Origin of the sequence: Rhodococcus sp. ENV425 (assembly GCF_002887785.1) — a bacterium.
GTDB lineage: Bacteria > Actinomycetota > Actinomycetes > Mycobacteriales > Mycobacteriaceae > Rhodococcus > Rhodococcus aetherivorans.
In genome coordinates this window covers 754-27,304 of the sequence record NZ_PCZU01000149.1, presented here as the reverse complement: position 1 = coordinate 27,304, position 26,551 = coordinate 754, and the positions used below count along the sequence as shown (strand labels likewise).

24 protein-coding genes and 1 pseudogene are annotated in these 26,551 nt (G+C 70.5%); 18 read left to right on the top strand and 7 right to left on the bottom strand.

The window, feature by feature from the left end:
- From CQZ88_RS30910 to CQZ88_RS11690, 15 genes are all read left to right on the top strand, one after another.
- Window positions 1–511 (top strand): TOBE domain-containing protein (locus tag CQZ88_RS30910; protein WP_258008563.1); only part of this gene is annotated, 511 nt, incomplete at its 5' end.
- 53 nt (window positions 512–564) lie between these two features.
- Window positions 565–2,088: an ATP-dependent DNA ligase gene (locus CQZ88_RS11755; RefSeq protein ID WP_102799788.1), complete on the top strand. Its 1,524-nt coding sequence runs from the start codon at window positions 565–567 to the stop codon at window positions 2,086–2,088.
- Window positions 2,089–2,329: 241 nt separating this feature from the next.
- The gene (locus tag CQZ88_RS11750) at window positions 2,330–3,676 is read left to right on the top strand and encodes an amidohydrolase family protein (RefSeq protein ID WP_102799787.1); all 1,347 of its coding nucleotides are present in this window, start codon (window positions 2,330–2,332) and stop codon (window positions 3,674–3,676) included.
- Between the two features lie 61 nt (window positions 3,677–3,737).
- The gene (locus CQZ88_RS11745; RefSeq protein WP_180986997.1) at window positions 3,738–4,928 is read left to right on the top strand and encodes an acyl-CoA dehydrogenase family protein; all 1,191 of its coding nucleotides are present in this window, start codon (window positions 3,738–3,740) and stop codon (window positions 4,926–4,928) included.
- A gap of 43 nt (window positions 4,929–4,971) precedes the next feature.
- Entirely contained in the window at window positions 4,972–5,352 is a 381-nt protein-coding gene (locus tag CQZ88_RS11740; protein ID WP_180986996.1) for an ester cyclase, read from the top strand.
- A 43-nt stretch (window positions 5,353–5,395) separates the two neighbouring features.
- Window positions 5,396–6,721, top strand: coding sequence for a CdaR family transcriptional regulator (locus CQZ88_RS11735; RefSeq protein WP_102799784.1), 1,326 nt, complete (start codon window positions 5,396–5,398; stop codon window positions 6,719–6,721).
- 88 nt (window positions 6,722–6,809) lie between these two features.
- Window positions 6,810–7,340 (top strand): DoxX family protein, encoded by a 531-nt coding sequence (locus CQZ88_RS11730; RefSeq protein ID WP_102799783.1) that lies wholly within the window; start codon window positions 6,810–6,812, stop codon window positions 7,338–7,340.
- Window positions 7,341–7,640: 300 nt separating this feature from the next.
- Window positions 7,641–8,201, top strand: a complete 561-nt coding sequence (locus tag CQZ88_RS11725; protein WP_258008562.1) for a nuclear transport factor 2 family protein — start codon at window positions 7,641–7,643, stop codon at window positions 8,199–8,201.
- Between the two features lie 46 nt (window positions 8,202–8,247).
- Window positions 8,248–9,732 (top strand): CoA-acylating methylmalonate-semialdehyde dehydrogenase, encoded by a 1,485-nt coding sequence (locus CQZ88_RS11720; protein ID WP_102799782.1) that lies wholly within the window; start codon window positions 8,248–8,250, stop codon window positions 9,730–9,732.
- A 59-nt stretch (window positions 9,733–9,791) separates the two neighbouring features.
- A complete protein-coding gene (locus CQZ88_RS11715; protein ID WP_102799781.1) occupies window positions 9,792–10,631 on the top strand; it encodes a fumarylacetoacetate hydrolase family protein in 840 nt (279 codons plus the stop codon).
- 304 nt (window positions 10,632–10,935) lie between these two features.
- Window positions 10,936–11,424 carry a flavin reductase family protein gene (locus CQZ88_RS11710; RefSeq protein WP_258008561.1) on the top strand — a complete coding sequence of 163 codons (489 nt, stop codon included), beginning with the start codon at window positions 10,936–10,938 and terminating at the stop codon, window positions 11,422–11,424.
- Between the two features lie 23 nt (window positions 11,425–11,447).
- Window positions 11,448–12,473, top strand: a complete 1,026-nt coding sequence (locus tag CQZ88_RS11705) for a 3,4-dihydroxy-2-butanone-4-phosphate synthase (protein ID WP_102799780.1) — start codon at window positions 11,448–11,450, stop codon at window positions 12,471–12,473.
- A 517-nt stretch (window positions 12,474–12,990) separates the two neighbouring features.
- Window positions 12,991–13,452, top strand: a complete 462-nt coding sequence (locus CQZ88_RS11700; protein ID WP_102799779.1) for a hypothetical protein — start codon at window positions 12,991–12,993, stop codon at window positions 13,450–13,452.
- Between the two features lie 236 nt (window positions 13,453–13,688).
- Window positions 13,689–14,057, top strand: coding sequence for a helix-turn-helix domain-containing protein (locus tag CQZ88_RS11695; protein WP_102799778.1), 369 nt, complete (start codon window positions 13,689–13,691; stop codon window positions 14,055–14,057).
- 101 nt (window positions 14,058–14,158) lie between these two features.
- Window positions 14,159–14,974, top strand: coding sequence for a mycofactocin-coupled SDR family oxidoreductase (locus tag CQZ88_RS11690; RefSeq protein ID WP_006948042.1), 816 nt, complete (start codon window positions 14,159–14,161; stop codon window positions 14,972–14,974).
- 103 nt (window positions 14,975–15,077) lie between these two features.
- On the opposite strand, the gene CQZ88_RS11685 is transcribed toward CQZ88_RS11690, so the two are convergent.
- Together CQZ88_RS11685 and CQZ88_RS11680 are read right to left on the bottom strand one after the other, a co-directional pair.
- Window positions 15,078–15,671, bottom strand: a complete 594-nt coding sequence (locus CQZ88_RS11685) for an ATP-dependent Clp protease proteolytic subunit (protein WP_029542284.1) — start codon at window positions 15,669–15,671, stop codon at window positions 15,078–15,080.
- A 2-nt stretch (window positions 15,672–15,673) separates the two neighbouring features.
- Window positions 15,674–16,276: a ClpP family protease gene (locus CQZ88_RS11680; protein WP_029542283.1), complete on the bottom strand. Its 603-nt coding sequence runs from the start codon at window positions 16,274–16,276 to the stop codon at window positions 15,674–15,676.
- 102 nt (window positions 16,277–16,378) lie between these two features.
- On the opposite strand from CQZ88_RS11680, the gene CQZ88_RS11675 reads away from it, so the two are divergent.
- The 3 genes from CQZ88_RS11675 to CQZ88_RS11665 all read left to right on the top strand — a co-directional run bounded on the left by CQZ88_RS11675 (window position 16,379) and on the right by CQZ88_RS11665 (window position 20,177).
- Window positions 16,379–17,128 carry an ABC transporter permease gene (locus CQZ88_RS11675; protein WP_043799209.1) on the top strand — a complete coding sequence of 250 codons (750 nt, stop codon included), beginning with the start codon at window positions 16,379–16,381 and terminating at the stop codon, window positions 17,126–17,128.
- A gap of 88 nt (window positions 17,129–17,216) precedes the next feature.
- Window positions 17,217–18,845 (top strand): LuxR family transcriptional regulator, encoded by a 1,629-nt coding sequence (locus CQZ88_RS11670; protein WP_102799777.1) that lies wholly within the window; start codon window positions 17,217–17,219, stop codon window positions 18,843–18,845.
- A 114-nt stretch (window positions 18,846–18,959) separates the two neighbouring features.
- Window positions 18,960–20,177, top strand: coding sequence for an NAD(P)/FAD-dependent oxidoreductase (locus tag CQZ88_RS11665; protein ID WP_102799776.1), 1,218 nt, complete (start codon window positions 18,960–18,962; stop codon window positions 20,175–20,177).
- Here CQZ88_RS11665 and CQZ88_RS11660 read toward each other — a convergent pair.
- From CQZ88_RS11660 to CQZ88_RS30905, 5 genes and pseudogenes are all read right to left on the bottom strand, one after another.
- Entirely contained in the window at window positions 20,122–20,430 is a 309-nt protein-coding gene (locus CQZ88_RS11660) for a type II toxin-antitoxin system death-on-curing family toxin (protein ID WP_258008570.1), read from the bottom strand. The two genes, CQZ88_RS11665 and CQZ88_RS11660, sit on opposite strands and share 56 nt — an antisense overlap.
- A 53-nt stretch (window positions 20,431–20,483) precedes the next feature.
- Window positions 20,484–20,687, bottom strand: coding sequence for a hypothetical protein (locus CQZ88_RS11655; protein WP_006948033.1), 204 nt, complete (start codon window positions 20,685–20,687; stop codon window positions 20,484–20,486).
- Window positions 20,688–20,711: 24 nt separating this feature from the next.
- Window positions 20,712–22,595 carry an exodeoxyribonuclease V subunit alpha gene (gene recD, locus CQZ88_RS11650; protein ID WP_029542275.1) on the bottom strand — a complete coding sequence of 628 codons (1,884 nt, stop codon included), beginning with the start codon at window positions 22,593–22,595 and terminating at the stop codon, window positions 20,712–20,714.
- Window positions 22,592–25,888, bottom strand: coding sequence for a UvrD-helicase domain-containing protein (locus CQZ88_RS11645; protein ID WP_180986995.1), 3,297 nt, complete (start codon window positions 25,886–25,888; stop codon window positions 22,592–22,594). Before CQZ88_RS11645 ends, recD begins: the two co-directional genes overlap by 4 nt.
- Window positions 25,885–26,551: pseudogene (locus tag CQZ88_RS30905) on the bottom strand (exodeoxyribonuclease V subunit gamma); the annotation flags it as partial. The gene CQZ88_RS11645 and the pseudogene CQZ88_RS30905, both read right to left, overlap by 4 nt.

The following is a 26,551-nucleotide window of genomic DNA, read 5'->3' as shown; positions in this document are numbered from 1 at the left end:
CGTCACGCACGACCAGGTCGAGGCGATGACCATGGGCGACCGGGTGGCGGTGCTGCGCGGCGGCACGCTGCAGCAGTTCTCCTCCCCCACCGAGCTGTACGACCGGCCCGCCAACGCGTTCGTCGCCGGGTTCATCGGCTCGCCCGCGATGAACCTGCTCGACGCGCGGATCGTCGACGGCGGCGTGCAGATCGGCAGCACCGTCGTCGACGTCGAACGGGACCGCATCGCCTCGCTGCACCGCGCCGGCCTCGAGACCGTCACCGTCGGGATCCGGCCCGAACAGCTGGAGATCACGGACGGCGACGGCGTCGAGGCCATCGTCGACCTCGTCGAGGAACTCGGCAGCGAGTCGTACGTGTACACCCGCGTCGCGCGCAGCGACACCACCCTCGTCGCGCGGTCGCTCACCCGCACCCCGGCCCGGCTCGCGGACACGATCCGGCTGCGCAAGCGGGAGGGCTCGGTGCACCTGTTCCATCCGGAGACGGGCGAACGCGTCGGCGACTGACCGGCCGGCGGTGAACCTGCGCCGGAACCGGCGGGGGTCGGTACGGTCGGGACGTGCTCTTCTCGACGATCGTCGCCACCTCACGGGCCGTCGGCACCACCCGGTCGCGACGGACCAAGGTGGAAGAACTGCGCAGCCTCCTCGCCATCCTCGACCCCGTGGAGGTCGAGCCCGCGGTGTCGTGGCTGGCGGGCGAGCCCCGCCAGGGCCGCATCGGCGTGGGCTGGCGCACCCTCGCCGGGGCCCGCGTCGACCCGGCCGACGCGCCGTCGCTGACCGTCTCCGACGTCGACCGGGCCTTCACCGAGCTCGCCGGTCTGGCCGGGACCGGATCGACGGGGCGGCGCCGCGAACTGCTCGCCACGCTGCTCGGCGCGGCCACCACCGCCGAACAGGAGTTCCTGGTGCGGCTGCTCACCGGGGATCTGCGGCAGGGCGCGCTCGAGGGCGTGATGACCGACGCGGTGGCCGCCACGGCCGGTCTGCCCGCCGAGACGGTGCGCCGGGCGTTCATGCTCTCCGGGCAACTGTCCGTGACGGCGGCCGCCGCGCTCACCGGCGGCGCCGACGCGCTCACCGCGTTCCGTCTCGAGGTGGGCCGGCCGATCAGGCCGATGCTCGCCTCTCCCGCGCCGTCCCTCGCCGACGCCTACAGCCGGTTCGGCGGCGACGTCAGCGTCGAATACAAGCTCGACGGCGCCCGCATCCAGGTGCACCGCCACGACGAGACGGTGCGGGTGTTCACCCGCACCTTGCGCGAGATCACCGGCAGCGTACCGGAACTCGTCGATCTGGTCGCCGCGCTGCCGTGCACGTCGGTGGTGCTCGACGGCGAGACCCTGGCGCTCGACCCCGAGGGCCGGCCCCGGCCGTTCCAGGAGACCATGAGCCGCTTCGGCGCCGAGTCCGCCCACGATCTGTTGCTGCACCCGTACTTCTTCGACTGCCTGCACCTCGACGGCGTCGACCTGCTCGACGCACCGCTCGCCGAGCGTCTCGACGCCCTGCAGCGGGTCGCCCCCGAGCACCGGATCCCGGGCGTGCTGCAGCCGGACGACGCCGCAGCCAAGGCCCAGTTCGAGGCCGCGCTCGCCGCCGGCCACGAGGGCGTCGTCGTCAAGGACCTCACCGCACCCTACGCGGCGGGCCGGCGTGGCCGCGCCTGGCAGAAGGTCAAGCCGGAGCACACCCTCGACCTGGTGGTGCTCGGCGCCGAGTGGGGCTACGGCCGCCGCACCGGGTACCTGTCCAATCTCCATCTGGGCGCGCGGGACCCGGACGGCGGTGAACCGATCATGGTCGGCAAGACGTTCAAGGGGCTGACCGACGCGCTGCTGCAATGGCAGACCGAGGAATTCCCGCGGCACGAACGCAGCCGCGACGCACACGCGGTGTACCTGCGGCCGGAGCTGGTCGTGGAGATCGAACTCGACGGCGTGCAGGTCAGCCCGCGCTACCCCGGCGGGGTGGCGCTGCGATTCGCGCGGGTGGTGCGCTACCGCCCCGACAAGACGGCCGCCGAGGCGGACACGATCGACGCGGTGCGGGCGCTGCTGCCCGGGACGGAGCCCGGCTGACGCTAGGAAACCTTCCTGCGCCGAGGCGCGGGCGGTTCACCGGCGCGCGGGACGGGTGCGCGGCGGGCGCAACGGTTCGCCTGGCGATGTTGCTCCGAGCGCAAGAGCCCTGTGCCGGCAGTCACACATGATGGTCGTCACAGTCAGCGACTGATCCTACTGCGCAGCCGGACGGCGCTCTTCCCGTTCCTTGCAGCCAGGCAGCGCTGGGCTCGTTCAACAACCAGAGAGGTTCATCGATATGAGCAGGCGTGTCCTGATCCGGGGTGGCTACATCATCCCCACGGCCCCGGAGAACAACGACATTCCCGAGGGCGACATCCTGATCGAAGACGGCCTGATCGTTGCGGTCGGGCCTTCGATCGAGGCCGAGGCCGACGAGATCGTCGACGCCACCGGCCGCATCGTCATTCCCGGGCTGATCGACACCCACCGGCACATGTGGGAGACCGTCCTGCGCAATATGCTGCCCGACGGCGACTTGATGGATTACTTCCAGGCAGTGCTGAGCCTGGGGCAGTTCTTCCGTCCTGAGGACGTCTACACCAGCAACCTGCTGGGTGCGACCGCGGCACTGAACGGCGGAATCACCACGATTCTGGACTGGTCGCACATTTCCAACAGCCCCGAGCACTCGGATGCGGCGATCGCTGCCCTGCAGGCTGCGAAGATCCGTGCGGTGTACGCCCACAGTGTCGGCCTGCACCCCGTGCACGAGTCCCTCGGTGTCGAGTGCGACAACCGGCACCCCGAGGACATCCGCCGAATCGTCGAACAGTACCGCACCACCGACGAGAACCTGCTCACCCTCGCCGCGGCGGTCCGCGGACCGGAGTTCAGCACCTACGGCGCCGCCTGGGACGACGTGCGCCTCGCCCGTGAGCTGGGGCTGCGAATGACCATCCACGTCGGCTGTTCCGCGCTGGGGGCCCGCAATTCCGTCGAGACGTTGGGCGAGCAGGGTTTGCTCGGCTCCGACATCACCTACGTGCACGCCAACACCTGCAGCGACGGCGCACTGAAGCTGATCGCGGACTCCGGCGGCACCATCTCCTCGTCCCCGGCGGTGGAGGCGGTGATGGGGCACGGCGCTCCGGCGTTCGCTCGATTCGACGCGGTCGGCCTGCGCCCGAGCCTGAGTGTCGACGCCGAAGTCGGGGTCTCGGGAGACCTGTTCGGCCAGATGCGCAGCGCGTACGAGCAGAGCCGCATGGTCAGCCACACCATCCTGCGCGAGGGCGGACAGGCCACCTTGCATACCACCCGCGACGTGCTGGCGTGGGCGACGATCGAGGGCGCCCGCGCTCTGGGACTGGACCGGGTCACCGGCTCGATCGAGGTCGGCAAGCAGGCGGACATCGTCCTGGTCGATCTCAACGGGCCCGAGACCGGACCGGTCAACTCCGCGATCGGCGCGGTCGTCCTCAACGCCGGCTCAGCGCACGTGACCGACGTGTTCGTCGCCGGCCACGGCGTCAAGCGCAACGGCGTCCTGATGGATGTCGACATCGACGACCTCGTCGCCGACGGCGAGAACACCCGGCACCAGGTCGACGCCGCCGCGTCCGCAGCCGGGCTCACCGCCTGAGACCACCGGCCTACCCGACTCCCATCTCCCTTACCCACCTCACGCTCTGTTGGAGGGCATCATGACGGTCACCGAACCAGTCACCGACATCGAATCCGCGCACGACGTGCTCGAACGCGTCCGCACCCTGGTCCCGTTCCTGCGCGAGAACGCCGCCGAGACCGAAGCGTTGCGCCAGGTCCCCGAGAAGAACATCGACGCACTCGCCGCCGCCGGCCTGTTTCGGCTGACCCTGCCCCGGACTCGCGGTGGTTTCGAGGCGCCGGTCGCGCTGCAGAACGACATCCTCGCCGAGGTCGCCCGCGGCTGTCCGTCCACCGGCTGGGTGTGCACGCTGATCACCGCGATGAACTGGATGATCAACCTGTTCCCGGACCAGGCCCAGGAGGACATCTACGCCACCCCTGGGGTGCGCGCCGCCGGAGTGTTCGCTCCGACCGGCAAGGGCAAGCGGCAGGACGGCGGCATCGTCGTCAGCGGCCGCTGGGCCTTCAACACCGGGGCGGCGAACGCCCACTGGGCCGGTTTGACCGCGATGGTCGAGGACGAGGACGGCGGCGTCGCTCCGCAGTTCCTGATGATCCCCTACAGCGAGCTGGACTTCGAGGACGACTGGTACGCGTGTGGTCTGTCCGGTACCGGCAGCCGCACCACCGTCGCCCGGGAGGTCTTCGTCCCCGGCCACCGGGCGCTGCCGGTGCAGAATCTGGCCACCGGAAACTACCCGGGAAGCACCGCGTCGGCGGAGAACCCCTACTTCCGGACGCCCGGCATCGCCCTGTTCCTCGCGGCCTCGGCCGGCCCGCCGATCGGCATCGCCCGCGGAGCGCTGGATGTGTTCCTCGAACGGTTGCCGGGCCGGACCATCACCTACACCGATTACGCCAGCCAGAGCGAGGCCCCGATCACCCATCATCAGGTCGCCGAGGCCACCCTGAAGCTGTTCTCGGCCGAAGCGCACAGCACCCGTGCCGCCGCGCTGATCGACGGCAATCTCGGCAAGCCGCTGTCGCTGCCGGACCGGGCGGAGATCCGTGGCCATCTCGGCCACGCCACCAAGCTCTGCCGTGAGGTCGTCGACGTGTTGTTCCAGGCCAGCGGGGCGTCGGCGATCCAGAATTCGGTTCCGATCCAGCGCTACCACCGCGACATGCAGTCGTTGTCACTGCATGCGCTGATGCAGCCGAACACCAACACCGAGCTCTACGGCCGGGTGCTGCTCGGCCTGGATCCGAACACCAACACCATCTGAACCTCCGGCTCATCGGTCACACTGACAAGAGAGAGGCATGGGCATGACAATTCTCGACACCATCTACGAGCGGTGGAACGAGCACGACATCGACGGCGTGCTGGCCCACTTCCACGACGACCTGGTCTACACCGACAAGACGCTCGGCACTACGTTCAAGGGCCGCGAGGAACTGGCCCAGTTCATGGCCGCCACGTTCGTCTCGTTGCCCGATCTGCGGTTCGAACTGCTGCACACGTTCGAAACGGACACCGACTGCGCCGGCCAGGCCCTGATGATCGGTACCTTCGCCCAGGACCTGGGCGCGATCAAGGCAACCGGCAAGAAGTTCAGCGTCAAGTACGCCATCGTGGGCCGCAAGGTCGCCGGCAAGGTCACCGAACTGAACGACTACTGGAACTACGCCGAGTTCCTCGGCGAATGATCCGGCCGTAACCCACAGCGCCGCAGGAAAGGAGCCACCGGTCATGACCGTCCACCAGGGTACCTGGGTTCGTCGACTCCGCGTCGAACCCGACGCTCGTGTCGAACCGGTGTGCTCACCTGCGGTGCTCGAACCGGCCATCGCCCAGCTCGGCGCCGACGCCGTCGACTGGGCGGTGCGGTTGGGCCACGACATCGCCGTGCGATGCGTCGACGTCTTCCCCGAATTCGGGAAAGGCCCAGCCCAGGTCGCCACCGTCCGGTGGGGCACGGAATCGGCAGCCATCATCGCCATGCGGGTGATCGACAGCGGGGAACTGGTCGGCGAACCGATGACCGAGGACACCGCCCGCGCCATCCAGGACTACGTCCACCGCGGGATCGCCCTGCCGGTCGTGTGGGCGGCGGTGCGGCAGGGCCACGCCTGGCTTGCCGAGGCCTACATGCGGGCCTGTGTCGATGTCGTATCCGTCGCCGACCAACCCGCGCAACTGCAGCACGCCTCCGAGGCACTGTTCGGTTTCATCGACAAGTTCAGCGACGACATCGGTCACGAATACGGTGCCGAGCACGAACGCTGGGTGATGACCACCGTCGCCGCCCGCGAAGAGGTCGTCACTGCGGTGCTCGCCGGCACCTGCACCGATGTCCGCGGCGCCGAGCAGGTGCTGCACTATGTGCTGGCGCACCGCACCCATCTGGGACTGATCCTGTGGTTCGACCGCCCGGCCACCGCCGACGATTCCGCCCTCCACAAGATCGCCCTGGCATTGCTGCACGCCGCCGGCGCCGAACAGACACTGATCATGCCGCACGGGTTGTCGAGCCTGTATGCCTGGGGCAACAGCATCCGAGCACTCGAGCCCGACCAGTTGAAGTCGGTGCTCGACGCCAACCCCGGCATCCGCGGGGCCCTCGGCAGCCCCCGACGGGGACTCGACGGTTTCGTCCGCACCCACGAACAGGCCCGCGAGGCCAGAGCCGTCGCCGATGCGCTGCCGGGGGTGCCCGACGCGTTGGTGAGCTTCGACGAGGTCCGTCTGCTGACGCTGCTGGTGCACGACATGGACAAGGCACGCCGCTTCGTCGACGACGTCCTCGGCGAACTCGCCGCCGACGACCCCCACATCGAAGACCTGCGCAAGACCGCCGCCGCCTACCTGCGGCTCAAGCGCAGTCCCTTGGCCGTGGCCAACGAACTGTACGTCGTACGCAACACCGTCAGCTACCGCCTGAAGAAGGCCGAGGATCTGCTCGGCCACAGCCTCGACGAGTACACCCTCGAAACCTGGGTGGCGCTCGTACTCAAAGACAACATGGGCATCACCGACAGCGGCGACGTGCGCGAGATGAAAAAGCGCGCCCGCTAGCCGCTGAGGCCCCGGCTGGCACCGGCAGGTGCCTGCCTCGGGCTGCGCTGCGGTGTGTGATGCCCCGTTTCCACAGAAAGCAGATGACATGGACATCGGACTTCTTCTGCTGCGGCTGCTGCTGGCCGCAGTGCTGTTCGCCCACGGCACCCAGAAGGCACTCGGCTGGTTCCAGGGCCCGGGCCCGAAGGGGGCCGAAGCACTGTTCGACAAGCTCGGTCAGCACCCGCCGCGCACGAAGGTACGCTTGGCCGTCGTGTGCGAACTGACCGCTGCGCTGCTGCTGGGGCTGGGGCTGGCCACCCCGCTGGGTGCGGCGATCGCCGCCGGCACGATGACGGTCGCCGGAGCCGCGATGAGCCTGCTCAACCGCGCGTTCTGGAACTCTGCCGGCGGCGGCGAGTATCCGTTCGTGCTGGCCGCGGCGGCGCTGTGCCTGGGTTTCACCGGCCCCGGTGCATATTCGGCGGATGCAGCCCTGGCGCTGTGGCCTGCCGACGCAATCCCCGGTGCACTGGCCGGGCCGGTCGTGGTCGTCATTGCTGTGGTCGCCGCCGTGCCGCCGGTGCTGGCCACGCGCCGCGTCCAGGTCCGGCGCGCAGTCCCGGCCACCTACTGAGCACCGCCGCCGACGCATACCCGGCCCCGGTAGGAACGGCGAAACAGGCTCTGGCAGAGCCTGTTTCGCCGTTCCTGACGAGTCTGCCCATTACATCACCAGAGTGACCGCAGCGGGCGGGCGAGTGAGCGGCGAACCCAATCGATCGCCGCAGCGTTTGTCTCTCGACCCAAGAACCATGTGTCCGGTCTCACACAAGATGGATACACGGCACGTAGGACACACCTCATTCCTTCCCGGCCCGACCGGCGTGTGGTCCCGCCGACCTGATGTAGCTGTCACCCGAAAGGTTGAACTCCCATGACCCAGGCCCAGACCCGCCACGTAGACGACGTGATCGCCGATACGCGTCCGGATTCCGAACTCACCCGCGAGGAGATCATCGCCCGCAACCTCGAGGTCGTGCAGGCGCATTTTCACAACGAGAACCCTGACGATGTGGAGAAGGCGATCGCGCTCTACGCCGACGACATCATCTGGGAGGCCCCCTCGCGCGGACAGGTCTACCTCGACGCCGAGGACGTGAAGAAGGGCTACTACGGCATCTTCGACACCCTGGTGTTCGACAAGACGATCTCGCTGCGGCGTTTTGCCACCGAGGAGTTCGTCTTCGACGACCAGATCGCCTACGTCACGGTCACCGGCGACAAGATGCCGAACCTGCCGTACCCGATCGGCACGAAGATGAGCGCGCGAGTGGTGCACTGCTTCCAGATGCGCGACGGCAAGATCGCCCGCGAGATCGCCTACGAAATCTGGCGCAAGGTCGGCTCCCCGGAAGACAACGACTCGGTGCCGGAGGGCGCACATGTCGAGGTCTACGAAGGTGGCCAGGTTGGCAAACGTGGCCCCCAGTCCTGACCGTTCCGGCTCCGGCTCGATCATCCCACTGCAAGGAAGACCCCCCATGAGCAGCACTATTCCCCACTGGATCAACGGACAAGCCCACGTCTCGGCCGGCGAGCAGCTCCCAGTGCTCAACCCCGCCACCGGCGACCCGATCGCCTCGGTGAGCCTGGCCGACGCCGATACGCTCAAGCAGGCCCTCGCGTCGGCGTCGGCGGCGTTTCCCGCCTGGCGGGACCTGCCGGCCGCCCGGCGCGCCCAGGTGCTCTACAACTTCCGTAACCTGCTGCGCGAGCACCAGGACGAACTGGCCGCGCTGATCAGCGCGCAGCACGGCAAGACCGTCGACGACGCCCGCGGTGAAGTCGCCCGCGGCCTCGACAGCGTCGAACTGGCCTGCGGTGTACCGGCCCTGCTCAAGGGAGAGACCTCCGAGCAGACCGGTCGCGGAATCGACACCTTCTCCATCCGGCACCCGCTCGGTGTCACGCTCGGGATCACTCCGTTCAACTTTCCGGTGATGATTCCGCTGATCATGGCGTCCGTCGCCATCGCCTGCGGCAACACCTTCATCCTCAAGCCCAGCGAGCAGGATCCGGGCCCGGCCATCCGCCTCGGGGAGCTGTTCAAGCAAGCCGGGCTGCCCGACGGGGTCTTCACCGTCCTGCACGGCCGGCAGGAGACGGTCGAGGCGCTCATCGATGCGCCCGAGGTGACCGCCGTGTCGTTCGTCGGGTCCACCGCCGTCGGACACAGCGTCTACAAGCGCGCCGCCGAGGCCGGCAAGCGCGCCCAGCCCTTCGGTGGGGCGAAGAACCACCTGGTGGTCATGCCCGATGCTCCCATCGATGTCGCGGCCGATGCGATCGCCTCGGCCGGGTTCGGGGCCGCAGGTCAGCGCTGCATGGCCGTCTCCGTCGCCGTCGCGGTCGGAGGGGTGGGCGACGAACTGGTCGCTGCCCTGGCCGAGCGTGCCCGGACCGTCGTGATCGGTCCCGGCAACGATCCGAAGTCCGAGATCGGACCGGTGGTCTCCGCGGCCGCCCAGCAGCGCATCCGCGGAATCGTCGCCACTGCCGAAAACTCCGGTGCCACCGTCGTCGTCGACCGGACCGGTGAGCAGGTACCCGGATTCGAGAACGGTTTCTACGTCGGCCCCGCGCTGGTAGACCACGTCGAGAAGTCCTCGGCGATCTACCGGACCGAAGTGTTCGGCCCGGTGGTGTGCGTGGTCCGGGTCGACACTCTCGACGAGGCGCTCGCGCTGATCCGCGACCACCAGTACGGCAACGGCGCGTCGATCTTCACCGCCTCCGGAGGCGCGGCCCGCAGGTTCCAGCGCGAAGCCTCGGCCGGCATGGTGGGGGTGAACGTGCCGATTCCGGTTCCGGTGGCGACCTATGCGGTGGCCGGCTGGAAGAGCTCGGTGTTCGGTGACACCGGCCTGAACAACGATTCCTGGCGGTTCTACACCCAGCCGAAGTACATCACCACCAGGTGGGACGAGTCCGTCACCGGCGTCGACTTCGGCTTCCGCCCCAACTGAGATCCGTTCGATCCCCCCATCACCAGACCCATACACCAATCTGGTTCAAGGAGAAAACAATGCGTCTGATCGGATATCGCGCCGACGGCACCCGATACATCGGCTCGGTCGACGGGGAGAAGGTCACCCCCTTGGGCACGGCCACCGAATTCTACCGTGACCCTCGCGCCGCCCTGCGCGAGCACAGCAGCGAGGTCTACGCCCTCGGCGACCTCGAACAGGAACCCCCTGTGCCGGAGACGGCCCGGGTGTTCTGCGTGGGCATCAACTATCTCTCGCACGCCGACGAGTCGAAGTCCGTCGCCGGTCTCGACCTGCCGAAGTTCCCGATGATCTTCGGCCGGTGGGAATCGACCCTGGTCACCGACGGCACCCCGGTGCCGGTCCCGCCGACCGAGAAGGGCCTGGACTGGGAGGTCGAACTCGCCGTGGTCATCGGCGAGACCGTGTGGGGCGCACAGGAGGACACCGCGCTGCAGCACGTGCTCGGCTACACCGCGTTCAACGATCTCAGCGCCCGCCGCAAGCAGATCGAGACCCCCCAGTTCACCCTCGGCAAGAATGCCGACCGGTCCGGTCCGATCGGCCCGGTCCTCGTCACCACCGACGAACTGGCCGATCCCAGCGGGTTGCGCGTGCAGACCCGCGTCAACGGCGAGACCGTTCAGGACGCGAACACCAGCGATCTGATCCACTCGGTCGGCAAGATCATCGCGTACATCACCGACACCGTCACCCTGCGGCCCGGCGATGTGATCGCCACCGGCACCCCCGGTGGGGTCGGGGTGGGAATGACCCCGCAGCGGTTCCTCACCCCCGGCGATGTCGTCGAGGTCGAGGTCGAGCACATCGGTGTGGTGCGCAACCCGATCGTCAGCCGTGACAGGCTCGACGCCTGACGATCTCACCCCGCGCTGCCGTGGGCCGGTGCGGCGATCCCGCCACCGGCCCACGGTCTTCCACCCGCACCGCCCTTCTTGTTCCGAAGTCACCACCATGTCCTCGGCTTCGACTACGCGACCGGCCCGCCACCCCGGGAGGCCGATGGCACCGTCGGCCCGGTCGAAGCGATCTACCGCGACAGCAAGATCGGCGCAATCAACAAGGTCGCCAACGAAATCCAGAAGCGGATCATCCCCCGCCAGCTGCTCGGCCGTGACATCACCGGCCGACGCACCACCCTTGGACCCGAAGGAGAACACCATGACCACCACGGATCCCACCGTGCAGGCCGCGTTCAAAGAGGTGATGGCCGGCGTCGCCACGCCGGTATCGATCGTGACGGCGATCTCCGGCGGATTACCTTACGGCACCACCGTCAGCGCGTTCACCTCGCTGTCGATGACCCCGCCGATGGTCCTGGTTTCCCTCGACCGCGGCTCGGAAACACTCGAACTGCTCCGCGAATCCGGCCGTTTCGGCCTGAACATCCTCGGCGCCGACCAAGCGCACACCGCGTTGGCCTTCGCCAAGAAGGGCGGTGTCGGCAAGTTCCACGGCACCCGCTGGGAACTCGACCACGATCTGCCGCGTATCCCGGGAGCGCCGGGCTGGATCGCCTGCACCGTCACCGATCTGGTCGACGGAGGAGACCATGTCATCGCCCTGGGCGAAGTCGATGTCGCCGAACTGGCCGACGGGCAACCGCTGGTCTACTACGGCCGCACCTTCGGCACCCACCTTCCGCACTGACCCGAGTATTCGAGGAACCTGCCATGACCATCGTCGACGAGCCTCACACCACCGCAACCGAAGCCCTGGTCGACCTGTCACCGACCGGCATGCACATCCACGCGATCGAGCGGGTAGCGACGGCTGTGGCCGCCCTGGCCCGAGGCGGCGCAATCCTGCTGTGTGACGACGTCGACCATCCCCGTCGCGGCGACGTGGTCTATTCCGCCGCCCGATCCAGCACCGAGCTGACCGCGTTCGCGGTCCGCCACACCTCCGGGTTCTTGCAGGTGGCCCTCGAAGACACGCGCTGCGACCAACTCGGGCTGGTCGCGCAGCTGGGCGCAGACGACGGCGCCGCCCAATGCGTCACCGTCGACGCCAAGGACGAGATCGGCACCGGCATCTCCGCCGCTGATCGGGGGGTGACCGCCCGGTTACTGGCATCGCCGCACGCAACGGTCGACTCGTTCACTCGTCCTGGGCACGTCGTGCCGCTGCGGGCACGCCTGAGCGCCCCGGTCCGCCGATTCGGATTCGCGGAGTGCGCCGTCCGCCTGGCCGCCGAGGCGGGATCTGCTGCAGCGGCAGTCATGGGCACCGTCGTCGGTGTCACCGAGCCCATCGACATGGCCACCGGCGACGAGATCGTCGAGTTCGCTCGCACCCACGCGCTACCGCTGGTCGGTGTCACGGACGTAACTACCACGGCCCATCCGGATCGCCCCACCCCTACCGTGCCGCTGCACTTGCCGGCGGGAACGGCCCAGCTGGTCTGCGCTGACAGCACCGGCGACGAGGACGGCTTCGTGTGCCTGGTCATCGGCGAGGTCACCGACCGATCGGCCGTGCCGCTGCGCGTGATTGCCGCCCCACGCCTCCTGCTCGAGGCCGGTCGCGATGGCACCGCACCACAGATCCTGCTCGGGGCGATGGGGCACTCCCCCGCGGAAGTGCTCACCCAGCGCGCCCGCCTCGCACACGCGGTGCAGGATCCGGGCAGTCACGTCCACACCGTGCTGCGGCGCACCGGCGCCCTCTCGGTATCCATGACCCACGTCGGCTTCTGAGCGTCGCAGCGGCACTGGACCCAGTGCGGGCGCAGGTACCGCGATGTCCGCTTCTGCGGCACCCGCAGAGCTCCGCTCGAGGACTGCACCACGAATGGGGACGGCCAGACACCGAGTTGCCGCCCCACAAATCCGGGTACAGGCCGAGCCCCCGAGGATGCCCGTCCCGAGCCCTGCGTCGGGTCGTGATCGTGGCGACCGTGCCTGCCCCGCACTCCCTGGCCTGGAAGCACTTACCTGAGGCGATCCTCCACAGCCCGAAGTGCCTGTGCCGACTCCCTCACGTTCGCCCGCCGCTGCGAATATCGCCGCATCGCAGCCTCTCACGTCGAGCCGTCGGCAACACGGGATCGTGCGACCCACGTCGTTGTGCTCGCGCAACAGCATTGCGCAGACAGCGCAATGCACGGCCTTCACTTCAGGCCCAGCACCCAAGAGTTATGTGTCCCACATCACAACAATAGGAGTTATCGGGACCGGCCCCCGGTCGACACCCATACACCAGAAAGACGACACCATGAACGCACCGGCCCACACCTTCTTCAGCTGGAGCGCACGGCGGGTGCTTCTGGGCACCGGACTGCAGGCGACAGCCACACAGCGGCCGGACGGCCACCTCGCGATCGGCGTCGTCCTCGACGAACGCGTTCACCTCACTGGACGATCCGCCCGGCTCATCGCCTACCAGGACTGCGAGGAGACCAATTACGTGGCCGTGGTGATCGGCGACGTCACCGGAGCCGAGGACGTGCCGCTTCACCTGGTGGATACCGAACAGATCCTGATCCGAGGCCACCACAGCCGGCTACCCGCAGAAATCCTCGTCGGAGTCGGTACTGCTGCCGGCCTCGGCAGCCCCACCGCCGCCGACGTGCGCAGGCAACTGTGCCTGGGCGGTCCCGTTCACCAGATGCTGGCCCTGTCCGGTGCCCGCTCTGTCGTCGCCGACTGGTACGCCCGGCGGTATCAGGCCGCCTGATTCGTCAATGGGGTAGACCGACGGCCCTTTTCATCGTTGGGTGCCGCGTCCCCGCAGCCTTGTCCCGCAACGAATTATGCTCCGGCAAAGGCGGATTCGCGACCGGATGGGCTGCCGAGAAATTCGTCGGTCATCTGCGCGAATTCGGTCGCGCCGAAACCGAACTGCGGGTGAGAGCACTCTGCCCTCGGTGAACATCGGCGCTCCTGCCGGGACGTCGTGCGAGACTGACGATCATGTCAGCAGCGGACCGGCCCGCCGTCGCGGATCTCGACGCCCGGCGCCGACAGCACCGTGCCCGGGGGCCGCGGCCCGAGCGCCTGCTGCGCGAGGTCTACGGGGAGATCCTGCGCGACGAACGCCGGGATCAGGACCGCAGCCTCGCCGACGTCGCGGCCGCGGTCGGCATGTCCAAGCAGTACCTGTCCGAGATCGAGCGCGGCCGCAAGGAGCCGTCGTCGGAGGTGCTGCGCTCGGTGTGCGGCGCGCTGCACCTGCCCGTCGAGCACCTGCTCTCGCGCGGGATCCGGCGGTTGACCGCCGCGCGAGTGAACGCGCAGGTCGAGCGGGTGCGCGACCCGCGCGTGGAGCTGTGCGCCGCCTGAGCCCCGGTCCCGCTGAGCGGAACCCGTGGTATCGCCCGTCGCTTCGGGGCTGGAGAATCCGCGTCCGACCCGACGATCCCCCCACTGCCGAGGAGACGAGCATGGATGCCGCCGGCCGTTTCGAGAACAAGGTCGCCTTCGTCACCGGCGCAGCCCGCGGCCAGGGCCGCGCCGAGGCGGTGCAGTTCGCCCGGGAGGGCGCCGACATCATCGCGATCGACGCGTGCATCGATTTCGCCTCGACCGCCTACCCGGGCGCCACGGAGGAGGATCTCGCGGAGACCGTGCGGCTGGTCGAGACGACCGGGCGTCGCATCGTCGCCACGACCGCGGACGTGCGGGACTTCGACGCGCTCTCGCGGGCACTCGCCGACGGCGTGGACCGGCTCGGCCGGCTCGACGTGGTCGTCGCCAACGCCGGCATCTGCTCGGGCGCGCTGTCGTGGGAGATCACCCTCGAGCAGTGGCGCGAAACGGTGGACGTCAACCTCACCGGAGTGTTCCACACCGCGAAGGCCGCCGTGCCCTACCTGATCGAGCAGGGCGAGGGCGGCGCGGTCGTCTTCACCAGTTCCGTCTCGGGTCTCAAGGGCACCCCGTTCACCGGCCACTACGTCGCGACGAAGCACGGCATCACCGGACTGGCGAAGACGATGGCGAACGAACTCGGCGAGCATCGGATCCGGGTCAACACCGTCCACCCGGCCGGGGTGGAGACCGGCATGAAGGTCAGCGACCTGCACCCGCTGATCGCGAAGTACGCGACCACTCTCGGCCCGATCTACATGAACTCCCTGCCGTACGAGATCCTGCAGCCCGAGGACGTCGCGGCCGTCGTCGCGTGGGTGTGCTCGGACGAGGCGAAGTACATCACCGGCGCGCAGATCCCGGTCGACCTGGGGAACCTGATCCGCTGAGCGCCCCCACCCAACGTGGCCGAATGTCACACCGCTTCGATCCGAGCGAACGCATGTCACATTCGGCCACCCGAAGGGGGGAGTGCACCCTGCGGCCCGGCCACTACGGCTCGCGGTCGACGATCAGCTCGTCGGCGAGCCCGTAGTCGATGGCCTCCTGCGCGGTGAAGACGCGGTCCCGGTCGGTGTCCTTGCGCAGGCGCGCCGGGTCCTGACCGGTGTGCTCGGCAAGGATCTCCTCGGTCTGCGCGCGGATCCGCAACACCTCTGCGGCCTGGAGCGACAGGTCCGAGATCGTGCCCTGCCCCTGCGTCGACGGCTGGTGCAGCAGCACCCGCGAGTGGGCGAGCACGAAGCGCCGGCCCGGTGCTCCGGCCGCGAGCAGCACCGCCGCCGCGGACGCGGCCTGACCCATGCAGTACGTGGCGACGGGCGGCCGCAGGAACCGCATCGTGTCGTACACGGCCATCATCGCGGTGCTCGACCCACCGGGCGAATTGATGTAGAGGCCGATCTCCCGATCGGGCGACTCGGCTTCGAGGTGCAGCAGCTGGGCCATCACGACGTTCGCGACGCCGTCGTCGATCTCCGTGCCCAGAAAGATGATTCGCTCGTTCAGCAGCCTGCTGAACACGTCGAAGGACCGCTCCCCCGCCGGCGTCCGCTCGATCACGTGCGGAATCGTGTACTGGGACATGATCACAACCCCATCCGGCGACCGGCCGCGAACGGGGCGAGCTGACCGAACGAGTCGACCACTGCGTCGACGATGCCGTACTCGCGGGCCTGCTCGGGCGTGAACCACCGGTCCCGGTCGCTGTCGGCGGCGATCTGCTCCACCGGGCGCCCGGTCTCGGCCGCCAGGATCTCCTCGGACTGGCGCTTCATGTATTCCCAGTTGTCGGCCTGGATGGCGATGTCGATCGCGGTGCCGCCGATCCCCGCCGACGGCTGATGCATCATGATGCGACTGTGCGCCAAGGCGATCCGCTTGCCGTGCGTGCCGGCGGCGAGCAGCACCTGCCCCATGCTCGCGGCGAACCCGAGAGCCACGGTGACCACGTCGTTCGGAATCAGCTTCATGGTGTCGTAGATCGCGAGCCCGGCGAGGACCGATCCGCCCGGCGAGTTGATGTAGACGACCACGTCGCGTTCGGTGTCGGCCGTGGCGAGCAGGACGAGTTCGGAGCAGACCCGTTCGGCCGTGTCGTCGTTCACCTCCCCGGTCAGCAGCACCGTGCGGTGCTGGAAGAGCCGGTCGGCGAGTTGGTCGCGGTAGTTCAGCGGTGGTGTGGTGATCATGACCGTCATCCTGGCGCCGGTTCCGCGCGCCGGGGCGCTTCGTCTGCCGACGGCAGACACAGGTGATGTTGCAGGGGCGCGACCGGCGGATACGCTCCGGAGGTGACCTGGTCCCTGGAGTTGGTGCCCACCGCCGTCGGGGTGGCACTGCTCGTCGGGACGACGACCGCGGTGCTGTGGGGCTACCGCGCCCCGCATCAGTTCGCGCCGGCGATCGCGGTACTGCGGGGCGCCGTGCAACTGGCCCTGATCAGCGTGGTGCTGTCCGGGGTGATCACGAATCCGATCTGGGTGGGCGCCGCCCTGCTCGTCATGTTCACCGTGGCGGCTCTCACCGCATCGCGCCGGATCGGCTGGAGCCCGGGACACGTGGCCCTCGTATCCGGTGCGATGGCGCTCGGGATCGCCGTGACGCTCACGATCGTCTTCGTCACCGGCGCAATCGAGTTCTCCCCGCGGTACGTGCTGGCCATCGGCGGCATCGTCGTCGGCAACGCCATGACGATCGCGACCCTCGCCGGGCGGCGCTTCACGGAACTGACCGGGGACAACTGGGACACCGTCGAGGGCTGGCTCGCGCTCGGTGCGACGCCGCGGCAGTCCACCCGCGAGCTCACGCGCCTGGCCGTCCACTCGGCGCTGATCCCGTCGACGGACCAGACCAAGACCACCGGGCTGGTGACGCTGCCGGGCGCCTTCGTCGGCGCGATCTTCGGGGGTGTGTCCCCGCTCGAGGCCGGACGCTTCCAGATCGTGGTGCTCGCCGCGATCATGGCCGCCGGAACGATCACCGCCGTCGTCCTCGTCTCCGGTCTGGCACCGGTCCGTACCCGGCCCGGCCTGCCGGACTGATCTCCGCAGCGCCCCGGACCGGGTGGCCGGGGGGCGTAGGATCGCAGGCAACCACTCGGTGCACGTTCGGTCGCCGCAGGGAGCGAGGATGGGCCCGTCGACGGTGCTCGACCACGCGCGGGCAGCGTTCCACGCGCGGGACTGGACGCGGGCGTTCGACGCGTTCCGCGCCGCCGACGCGCACGAGCCCCTCACCGCCGACGACCTCGACCTGTTCGCACGGTCGGCGTATCTGGTCGGCCGGGACGACGACTGCGCGACGCTGTGCGAACGTGCGTTCTCGGCCCATCTCGACGCCGACGACCCCGAGCGGGCCGGACGCAGTGCCTTCTGGCTCTGCTTCCTGCTGATGAACCGTGGTGAGGTGGCGCGCGCCGGCGGCTGGCTCGCCCGGGCCCAGCACCTGAGCGAGCCCGGACGCCCGGACTGCGCGACGCGCGGCTTCCTGCTGCTGCCGGCGGCGGTGCAGGACATGCATGCGAACCGCCCGGCCGACGCCCTGCCCGCGTTCACCGCCGCCCAGGAAATCGGCCGGTCCTGCGGCGACGCCGACCTCGTCGCGCTGAGCACCCTCGGCATCGGGCAGTGCCGGATCCTGCTCGGCGACGTCACCGGCGGTCTCGGCACGCTGGACGAGGTGATGGTCGGCGTGACCCTCGAAGAGGTCTCGCCGGTCGTGGCCGGCCTGGTGTACTGCGCGGTGATCGAGGCCTGCCAGGGCACGTTCCAACTGCAGCGGGCCAGGGAATGGACGCGGGCACTCGGCCGCTGGTGCGACGCCCAACCCGGCCTCGTCCCGTTCCGTGGACAGTGCCTCGTACACCGCGCGGAGATCCTGCAACTGGAGGGCGCCTGGACGGAGGCCATGGACCTGGCCCGGCTCGCGTTCCGTCGGCTGTCGGACCCACCGGGGCAACCGGCCGTCGGCATGGCCCTGTACGAACAGGGTGAACTGCACCGGCTGCGCGGCGAGTTCGACGAGGCCGAGGACGCCTACCGCCGCGCGGGCCGGCTGGGCCGCGAGATCCAACCGGGCATGGCGCTGTTGCGTCTGCGTCAGGGCGACCCCGACGCGGCGCTCGCCGGGATCCGGCGGGCGCTCGGCGAATCGCTTCCCCTCTATCGTCCGCGGCTGCTGGCGGGCCACGTGGAGGTCGCGCTCGCCGTCGGCGACGTCGCGGCCGCGCGCCGCAGCGCCGACGAACTCACGGCGCTGGCCCGCGAACAGGACGCTCCGGCGTTGAGTGCGATCGCCGAGCAGGTCACCGGGGCCGTCCTGCTCGCCGAGGGCGCACCGCGCGCCGCCCTCGACCGGCTGCGCCGCTCGTGCGGGCTCTGGCGCGGGTTCGAGGCTCCCTACGAGTGCGCGCGGGTGCGGGTGCTGCAGGGCCGCTGCTGTGACGCGCTCGGCGATGCCGAGTCGGCGCGGCTCGAGTACGAGGCCGCGGCGGCGACGTTCCGGGACCTGCACGCCGAGCCGGACCTGCGGGACCTCGCGCGAGTGCCGACGCGGCCGGCCGCGCGGGGCCGGCTGACCCCGCGCGAGGTCGAAGTGCTGCGGGCCGTCGCCACCGGGAAGACCAACCGGGCCGTGGCCCGTGAACTCGTGTTGAGCGAGAAGACCGTGGCACGGCACCTGAGCAACATCTTCACCAAGCTCGACGTGTCCTCCCGGGCGGCCGCGACGGCATACGCGTACGAGCACCACCTGCTCTGAGCTGCACAGAATGACCCATCCGGGTTCTCGGCCGGCTACATAGTTCGCCCGACGCGGCCGATGCCGGCGGCGCCTAACGTCGTCCGTCCAGACCCCTCGAGCCAGGAGTTCCCCATGACCACCGACAGTGCACCCCGACTGATCGACACCGTCGTGATCGGCGCGGGCCAGGCGGGTCTGTCCGCCGGCTACCACCTCGCCCGGCGCGGCCGCTCTTTCCTGATCGTCGACGCGAACCGGCGGATCGGCGACAACTGGCGCAGCCACTGGGATTCGCTGCGCCTGTACAGTCCCGCCGGATACGACGGCCTGCCCGGCATGCCGTTCCCCGGCGATCCGCACCGGTTCCCGACGAAGGACGACGTCGCCGACTATCTCGAGGCATACGCCGCGCGGTTCGATCTCCCCGTCACGGGCGGCACCCGGGTGCGGCGGCTGTCGCGCGACGGCGACCGATTCCTCCTCGACTGCGGCGAGATGCGGATCGAGGCCGGCAACGTCGTCGTCGCGACCGGCACGTTCGGCCGCACCCCGAGCATCCCGGAATTCGCGGCGGAGCTGGACCCGCGGATCGTGCAGCTGCACTCGAGCGAGTACCGCAATCCGACACAGCTGAACGACGGGCCGGTGCTCGTGGTGGGCGCCTCCCACTCCGGCGGCGACCTCGCCTACGAGGTGGCGACGTCCCATCCGACGATCCTGTGCGGCCGCGACACCGGGCAGCTCCCGGTGCGGATCGAGAGCCGCCGGATGCGGGTGCTCTTCCCCGTCCTGTGGTTCGTGTGGGGCCACGTGCTCTCCGTCCGCACCCCGCTCGGCCGGAAGGTGCGTGAACACGAACGCCGGCACGGCGCACCGCTGTTGCGGGTCAAACGGGAGGATCTCGCCGAGCTCGGCGTCGAACGGATCACCGAACGGGTCACCGGGGTCGTCGACGGCCGTCCGGTCCTCGCCGGCGGGCGCGTCCTCGACGTGACGAACGTGTTGTGGTGCACCGGTTTCCGCCAGGTCTACGACTGGATCGACCTGCCGGTGCTCGGCCCGGACGGCTGGCCGCTCGAGGAGCACGGGGTGGTGACCGACATCCCCGGCCTGTACTTCACCGGGCTGTGCTTCCAGTCGTCGTTCCGCTCGATGCTCGTGGGCGGGGCCGGCGCGGACGCCGGGCACGTCGTCCGGCACCTGGTCGAGCACCGCGCGCCCGTCGCCGCTGGGGTTCCGACCCGACTCGGCGCTCCGGCGCACGGCCGTTCATACGGCTCGTCGGGGACCTACGCTACGTCCAGCCGGCGAGTGTCTCGGCTGCTGCCCGGTAGTCGATCGTCCCGGTAGAGACGGCGATCACCAGGTCGTACGCGTCGTCATCCGGCGCGTCGAGATCGAGCCCGTTGAGGCCGTAGAAGACGAACACCGCCATCCACGAGAGCCGCATGTTGCCGTCGACCAGAGGATGGTTCCGCGCGATCGATTCGAGCAGCACCGCGGCCTTCTCGTGGATCGACGGATAGGCATCACGCCCGAAAAGCGAGGAGCGAGGTCGGTGCGCAGCCGAATCCAGGAGACCGAGATCGCGAATGTGCGGCACTCCCAGATCCTCCGCAAGCGCGAGCAGATCCTCGAGTTCCAGGTACTCGACGTTCACTGAGCCAATCGGTCGAGCAGCGCAGCGTATCGCTCCCGGCCGTCACGGGACAACGCCTGCACCCGCGTGTCCCGCACGCGCCGCGCCGCCGCCTCCGTGATGGCACGCACCGTCGCCTCGTGCTTACTCACACCGTCGGCCTCCGCCAACAGCGCAAGTGCTCGCTCCTGCTCTTCGGTCAACCGGAGTGTCATGGCCATGAGTCCGATGCTACCACTTTGGTATCACCGGACGGCTCGAGGGCCCGGCAGCTGCCGGCGCAGGCCGCTGGCTCGCAGCACCCGCCGCTCGACCCCGGCGCGGACGGCTTCCTCGGTGCCGATCAGGCGCACGTGACCGCGCGCCCGGGTGATCGCGGTGTACAGCAATTCGCGGGTCAGCAGCGAGGATTCGGGCGGGGGCAGGATCACCGAGACCGTGCCGTACTGGCTGCCCTGGCTGCGGTGGATCGTCATCGCGTACACGGTCTGCACGGCCGACAGCTGGCTCGGGTGGAGCCGGAACGGCTCCTTGCCGCGCGCGAACGCCGCGACGGGTTCGCCGTCGGCGGCGACGACCACGACGCCGGTGTCGCCGTTGTAGATGCGGGTCTCGTGGTCGTTGGCGGTGACGAGCAGCGGCTGGCCCGGGTACCAGCGCTCGGCGTCGAGCCGCCGGCCGGTGTCGGTGGCGATCCACTCCATCGCCCGCCGCGCCCACCACTGCACCCCGTACGGTCCCTCGCGGTGTGCGCACAGCAGGCGGTGCGTCTCGAACTGCTCGAGCGCAGTCACGGCGTCGCCCGCGACGGCGGCGGCGGTGACGGTCGCGGCGGTGGTGACGACGTCGTGCCGCAGGGCCTCCAGGTCGTTCGGCGCGTGGAAGGACACCTCGGTGCCACCGCCCTCGAGAATCCGCATCACCGCGTCGGCGTCGCCCTCCCGCACGGCGACGGCCAGGTGTGCGATGTCGCCACCGAACCGCCGGCCGCGGCTGAGCCGGATCACGCCGCCGCGCAGCCGGTTCCGTTCCCCCGGCGAGAGCGCCGCCTCGGCGGGGTCGTCGCCGGCGTCGAGGTCGGGTCCCACGACGCGGCCGAGAACGGGGTTTCCCGCGGCGGTGACGGGACGGGCGACGAGGTCGGCCAGGACGGCGCCGGCGTCGACGGAGGTCAGCTGGTCGGGGTCGCCCACCAGGATCAGGCGGGTGCCGGGGCGGACGGCCTCGAGCAGCCGGCACATCATGGTCAGCGACACCATCGACGTCTCGTCGACGACCACGACGTCGTAGGGCAGGTGGTTGCCGGCGTGGTAGCGATACCGGGTGCGGCCGCGCTGCCAGCCGAGCATGCGGTGCAGGGTCATCGCGGACAGGTCGGCGCGCAGGCCCAGCGGCTCGGCCTGCTCGCGGACGGATTCCTGCAGCCGGGCCGCGGCCTTGCCGGTGGGCGCGGCCAATCCGATGCGCAGGGCGGGGCCGTGCAGCGTGGTCAGGAGCGCCAGGATCCGGGCGACGGTGTGGGTCTTGCCGGTGCCCGGCCCGCCGGCGATGACCGTGGTCCACCCGGTGGCGGCCAGCGCCGCGGCGATGCGCTGCCGATCCGGTGCGGCGGCCGGGCGGCCGGGGTCGTGCTGGTCCCGGAACAGCTCCCGCAGCCCCCGCTCGAGCGTCTGCTCGTCGACGACGGGATGACCGAGCCCGCGGGCGTCGAGGATCTGCCGGACCGTCTCCTCCTGACGGAAGTAGCGCTCGAGGTACAGCAGCGGACCGTCGGCGGTGTCCACCAGGCGCAGCGGGCGCAGCGGGCCGCGGTCGCCGCCGACGACGAGCGGACTGCGGCGCAACCCGGCGACGACGGCGTCGTCGTCCGGCCACGGCAGCGCCGCGAGATCCACCTCTGCGGCCTCGTCGACGGTGACCTCCCGCAACCGGGTCAGGTCCAGGCACACCGAACCGGCACGCACGGCACGCACGGCCAGCGCGGTCGCGAGGTGCACGTCCTCGGCGGTCTCCCCGGACAGCTGGGCCAGCCGCAGCGCGACGTGCACGTCGGCGGCCGCGAGCACCCCGGCCTCGTTGAAGACCCGCAGGGCCCCCTTGCCACGCTGGGCCACCTGGGCGTTCGTCACGGGACCTCCTTGCCTGCCAGCAGGTCGGACAGTTCGGCGACGAGGGCGGGCGGCGGCGCCCAGTCGAACACGCCGCAGCCCGCGGGGGTGTCCGGGCCGACCATGCCGCGCACGAACAGGTACTGCACGCCGCCGAGGTGCACGGCCGGGTCGTACCCGGGCAGCCGCCACCGCAGATACCGGTGCAGGGCAACGGCATACAGCAGCGCCTGCATCGGGTAGTGGGCGCGCAGCATCTCCTCGGCCATCCGGTCCCGGGTGTAGTGGGCGGTGGTGAGCTCCTCCGGCCCGAGCCGGTTCGTCTTGTAGTCGACGATCACGAATCGCGGCTCGGTGCCGTGGATCCGCAGGACCGAATCGATGCTGCCGGTGAGGTAGCCGCGCAGCGGGGTCGGCTCGAGGATGCCCACGAGATCGGCGTAGGACGCGAACGGGTCGCCGGCGGGCAGGTGAGCACGCAGCAGCCGGGCGACACCGTCGAGGGTGACGGTGGTGGCGACGGGGTCGTCACCCCCGGCGAGGGGCAGCTCGAAGTCGAGTTCGGCGAGCCGGTCGGCGGGAGCGATGTCGGCGAGCGTGCCCGCGCCCCCGGCGAGCGGGGTGCGCAGGACCGGCAGCAGGGCCTCGGCCAGCTCCTCGGGGTCGACGTCGGAGAATTGTTCGGCGACGGTGTCGCGGCAACAGCGCAGCAGTTCCGCCCCGAGGTCGGCGGCCGCGGTGTCGACGACCTCGAGCACCGCGTGCACGAGGGTGCCGAACACGGCCCCGCCGGGCAGGGGGTTCATCGGGGACGCGATGCCGTCGTCCGCCGCGTCGGCCGGCACCAGCGGGGGTTCCTCGGGTTCGTCGGTCTTCGCGGGCTGTTCGGCCTCGGCGCCCGCGCCGGGCCCCTCGTGGGCGGCGGCGGTGAGGGCGGTGTAGGAGGTGCGCCGCCAGGCGTCGTCGAGCTCGCGGTCGAAGCGGGCGGCCTCGAGTTCCACGACGGTCTCGTGCGGCCGCACCCACGTGACGGCGGGGATCGGCGCCGATCCGACGGCCTCGACGGACACCGTGCCTGCGGCCCGGCCGGCCCACCCGGTCAGCTGCTGCGCCACGATCGGGTCCTCGGGCACGCGCGCCTTGTGGGCGATCTCGGACGTGCCCGGCACGCGGCCGAAGAGCATGCGGTGCAGCGGGGCACCGGAGGTGCTGTACCCCGGAGCCCACCACAGCACCAGGTGACAGCGGGCGCGGGTCAGCGCGACGTAGAGCAGGCGCAGTTCCTCGCCGGCCACCTCCTCGTCGTGGCGCCGGCGGCGCTCGCCGTAGCCCGCGCTGCCCTCGCCGCCGACGTCGAGGACGCGGCGGCCGTCGTCGTCGTGGAGCAGGAGCCGGTCGGGTTTCGACCGGACGCCCGACTCCCACGCGAACGGCACGTACACGACGGGGAATTCGAGGCCCTTGCTGGCGTGGACGGTGAGCACCTGCACCGCGGCGGCGTCGCTGTCGAGGCGGCGGCTGCGGTCGGCACGGGCCGTGCCCGCCTCGGCGATCCGTTCCGTCAGCCAGCGGGTCAGCGCCGTGACACCCAGCGCCTCGGCCGACGCGGTCTCGTCGAGCAGTTGCGCGAGGTGCCGCAGATCGGTCAGTTCCCGCTCGCCGCCCGGCCATCCCAGCAGCTGCGGTTCGAGGTCGCAGAACGCGGCGAGGCGCTCGAAGAGCGCGGCGAAGCCGGACCGCTCGAACACGACGTCCAGTTCGCGCAGCAGGGTGCCGATCGCGGCGACGAGTTCGTCGCCCCGGGTATCGACGTCCTCGGCGGTGCGGCCCATCAGCGAGGTCAGAGCGGCCAACCGCACCCGGTCGGGGCGGTGCGGCTGTTCGAGCGCCTGCAGCACCCGCAGCCATTCCCGCGCGGCCGGGGTCGCGAAGACACTCGTCCCGCCGGCCAGCACGGCCGGGATCCCGGCACCGGTGAGCGCCCCGTGGACGAGGGCGACCTGCGCATTGGTGCGCACCAGGACCGCGACGTCGCCGGGTTCGACGGGCCGGCGGCCGGCCCCGAGGTCGACGGTGACGTCGCCACCGAGCAGGGCCGCGACGTCGGCCGCGACGTCGCGTGCCACCCGTTCCTGCAGCGCCTGGGCCTTCGGGAAACCGGAGGCGCCGCACGGGCCGGCCCCGGTCCGCGGCAGGTGCCGCAGCCGCAGCGGCGCTGCCCCGGCGATCCGGGACGCCGGCTGCGCCGCCTCCACCGGGTGCGCGACGATCCGCGGATCACCCAGGGCCGCACCGCCGTACAGATGGTCGAGGGCGGCGAGCAGGTTCCCGTCGCTGCGCCAGTTGCAGACGAGTTCCTGGTGGCCGTCGGCGAACTCCATCGCGCCGAGGTAGCTCAGCACCTCGGCGCCGCGGAACGCGTAGATGGCCTGCTTCGGGTCGCCGACGAGGACGAGGGTCGTGCGGCGGTGGAACGCGCTGCGCAGGATCTCCCACTGCAGCGGGTCGGTGTCCTGGAACTCGTCGACGAGCACGACGCGGAAGCGGGAGCCGATGCGGCGGCACGCGGCCTCGCCGTGCTCCGGGTCGGTCAGCACCGCGTGCAGCAGCGCGAGCTGGTCGTCGTAGTCCCGCAGGCCCGCGAGGCGCTTGCGCCGGTCGACCTCGGCCCGCACGGCCCGGGCGAACTCGACGCGTTCCCCGGCGGGCGTGCCGTCGGCGCCCTCGGGGGCGAGGGCGGCCTGGGGGTCGAAGACCGCGGCGCGCGCGGCCTCCGCGGCCTCCGCATGCGAGATCGGTGCCCTGTCCGCCCGCCCGTACCGGCGCAGGTACAGGTCCGCGATGACCTCGATGGTCAGGTCGTCGACGTCCTCGACGAGCACCGCGTCGGTGTCCCGCTCGCCGGCGGTACCGAGCTCGTCGAGCATGCGCTGGCAGAATCCGTGCGTGGTGGCGATGGTGGCGGCGTCGAAGTCGGACAGGGCCCGCAGCAGCCGGCGCCGGTGCGTGGCCACGTCGCCGCCGGCGAGGTGCCGGATCAGCTCGTCGGGGTGGTGCCGCGCGGCCTCCGGGTCGGCCAGCGCCCGCGCGACGCCGGCGAACCGGTCCCGGGTGCGTTCGCGCAGTTCCTGCGTCGCGGCGCGGCTGAACGTCACCAGCAGCAGCTGCGACAGCTCCGCCGCCCCCTCGGCGACGAACCGGGTGGCCAGGCCGACGATGGCGTAGGTCTTGCCGGTTCCCGCGCTGGCCTCGAGCACGGTGGTGCCCGTCGGGAGCGCCCCGAGCAGGTCGAACTTCGACACGGTTCGGGTCACGGACGCCCCTGGATCTCGTTGGACAGCAACGGCTCCCACAGGCGCCGCGCGAGGGCGCCGAACCGGGTGGGCTCGCCGTGCCACGCCTGCTCGTCGTCGCGGGCGGCGACGGCGGTCAGGTCCCGCAGCGTCACGCCGGAGCCGTACAGGTAGGCGATGTGCCGGTCGGTGCGTTCGCCGTAGGTGGAGCCGAACTCCTGGGCGGCGGCGTCGACGCCCATCTCGACGGAGTCGCCGCGGTGTCGCCGCTCGGCGTACTCCGCGGCGGCGGCGGTGGCCGTCGGCAGCGGCTCGTGCAGCCCGCGGTCGCGCAGGTCCACGAGCCGGGCGAGCTGCTCGAGCGCGTCGGCGGGGGCATTGATCGTGGACCGCCAGGCCGGGCTGCTGCGGAACCGGCCGCGGCCGGTGGTGATCGCCTGCCACTGCCCCGGCCGATCCGACGCGGCGACGGCGAGCAGGTGCACCCAGGCGGTGAGGCGGTGCTTCGGCGCCAGCCGGGAGAAGGTGCTGCGGGCGACGACGGTGCCGTGGACCCCGCCGACCGTGCCGGTCAGCCGCCGGCCGTCGCCGAGGTCGACGTTCACGTCGACGGTGTCGGCCGGTCCCGTGTAGATCGGCCGACACACCGCCACCAGGGCGTCTACGGTGCCGGCGACGTCGTCG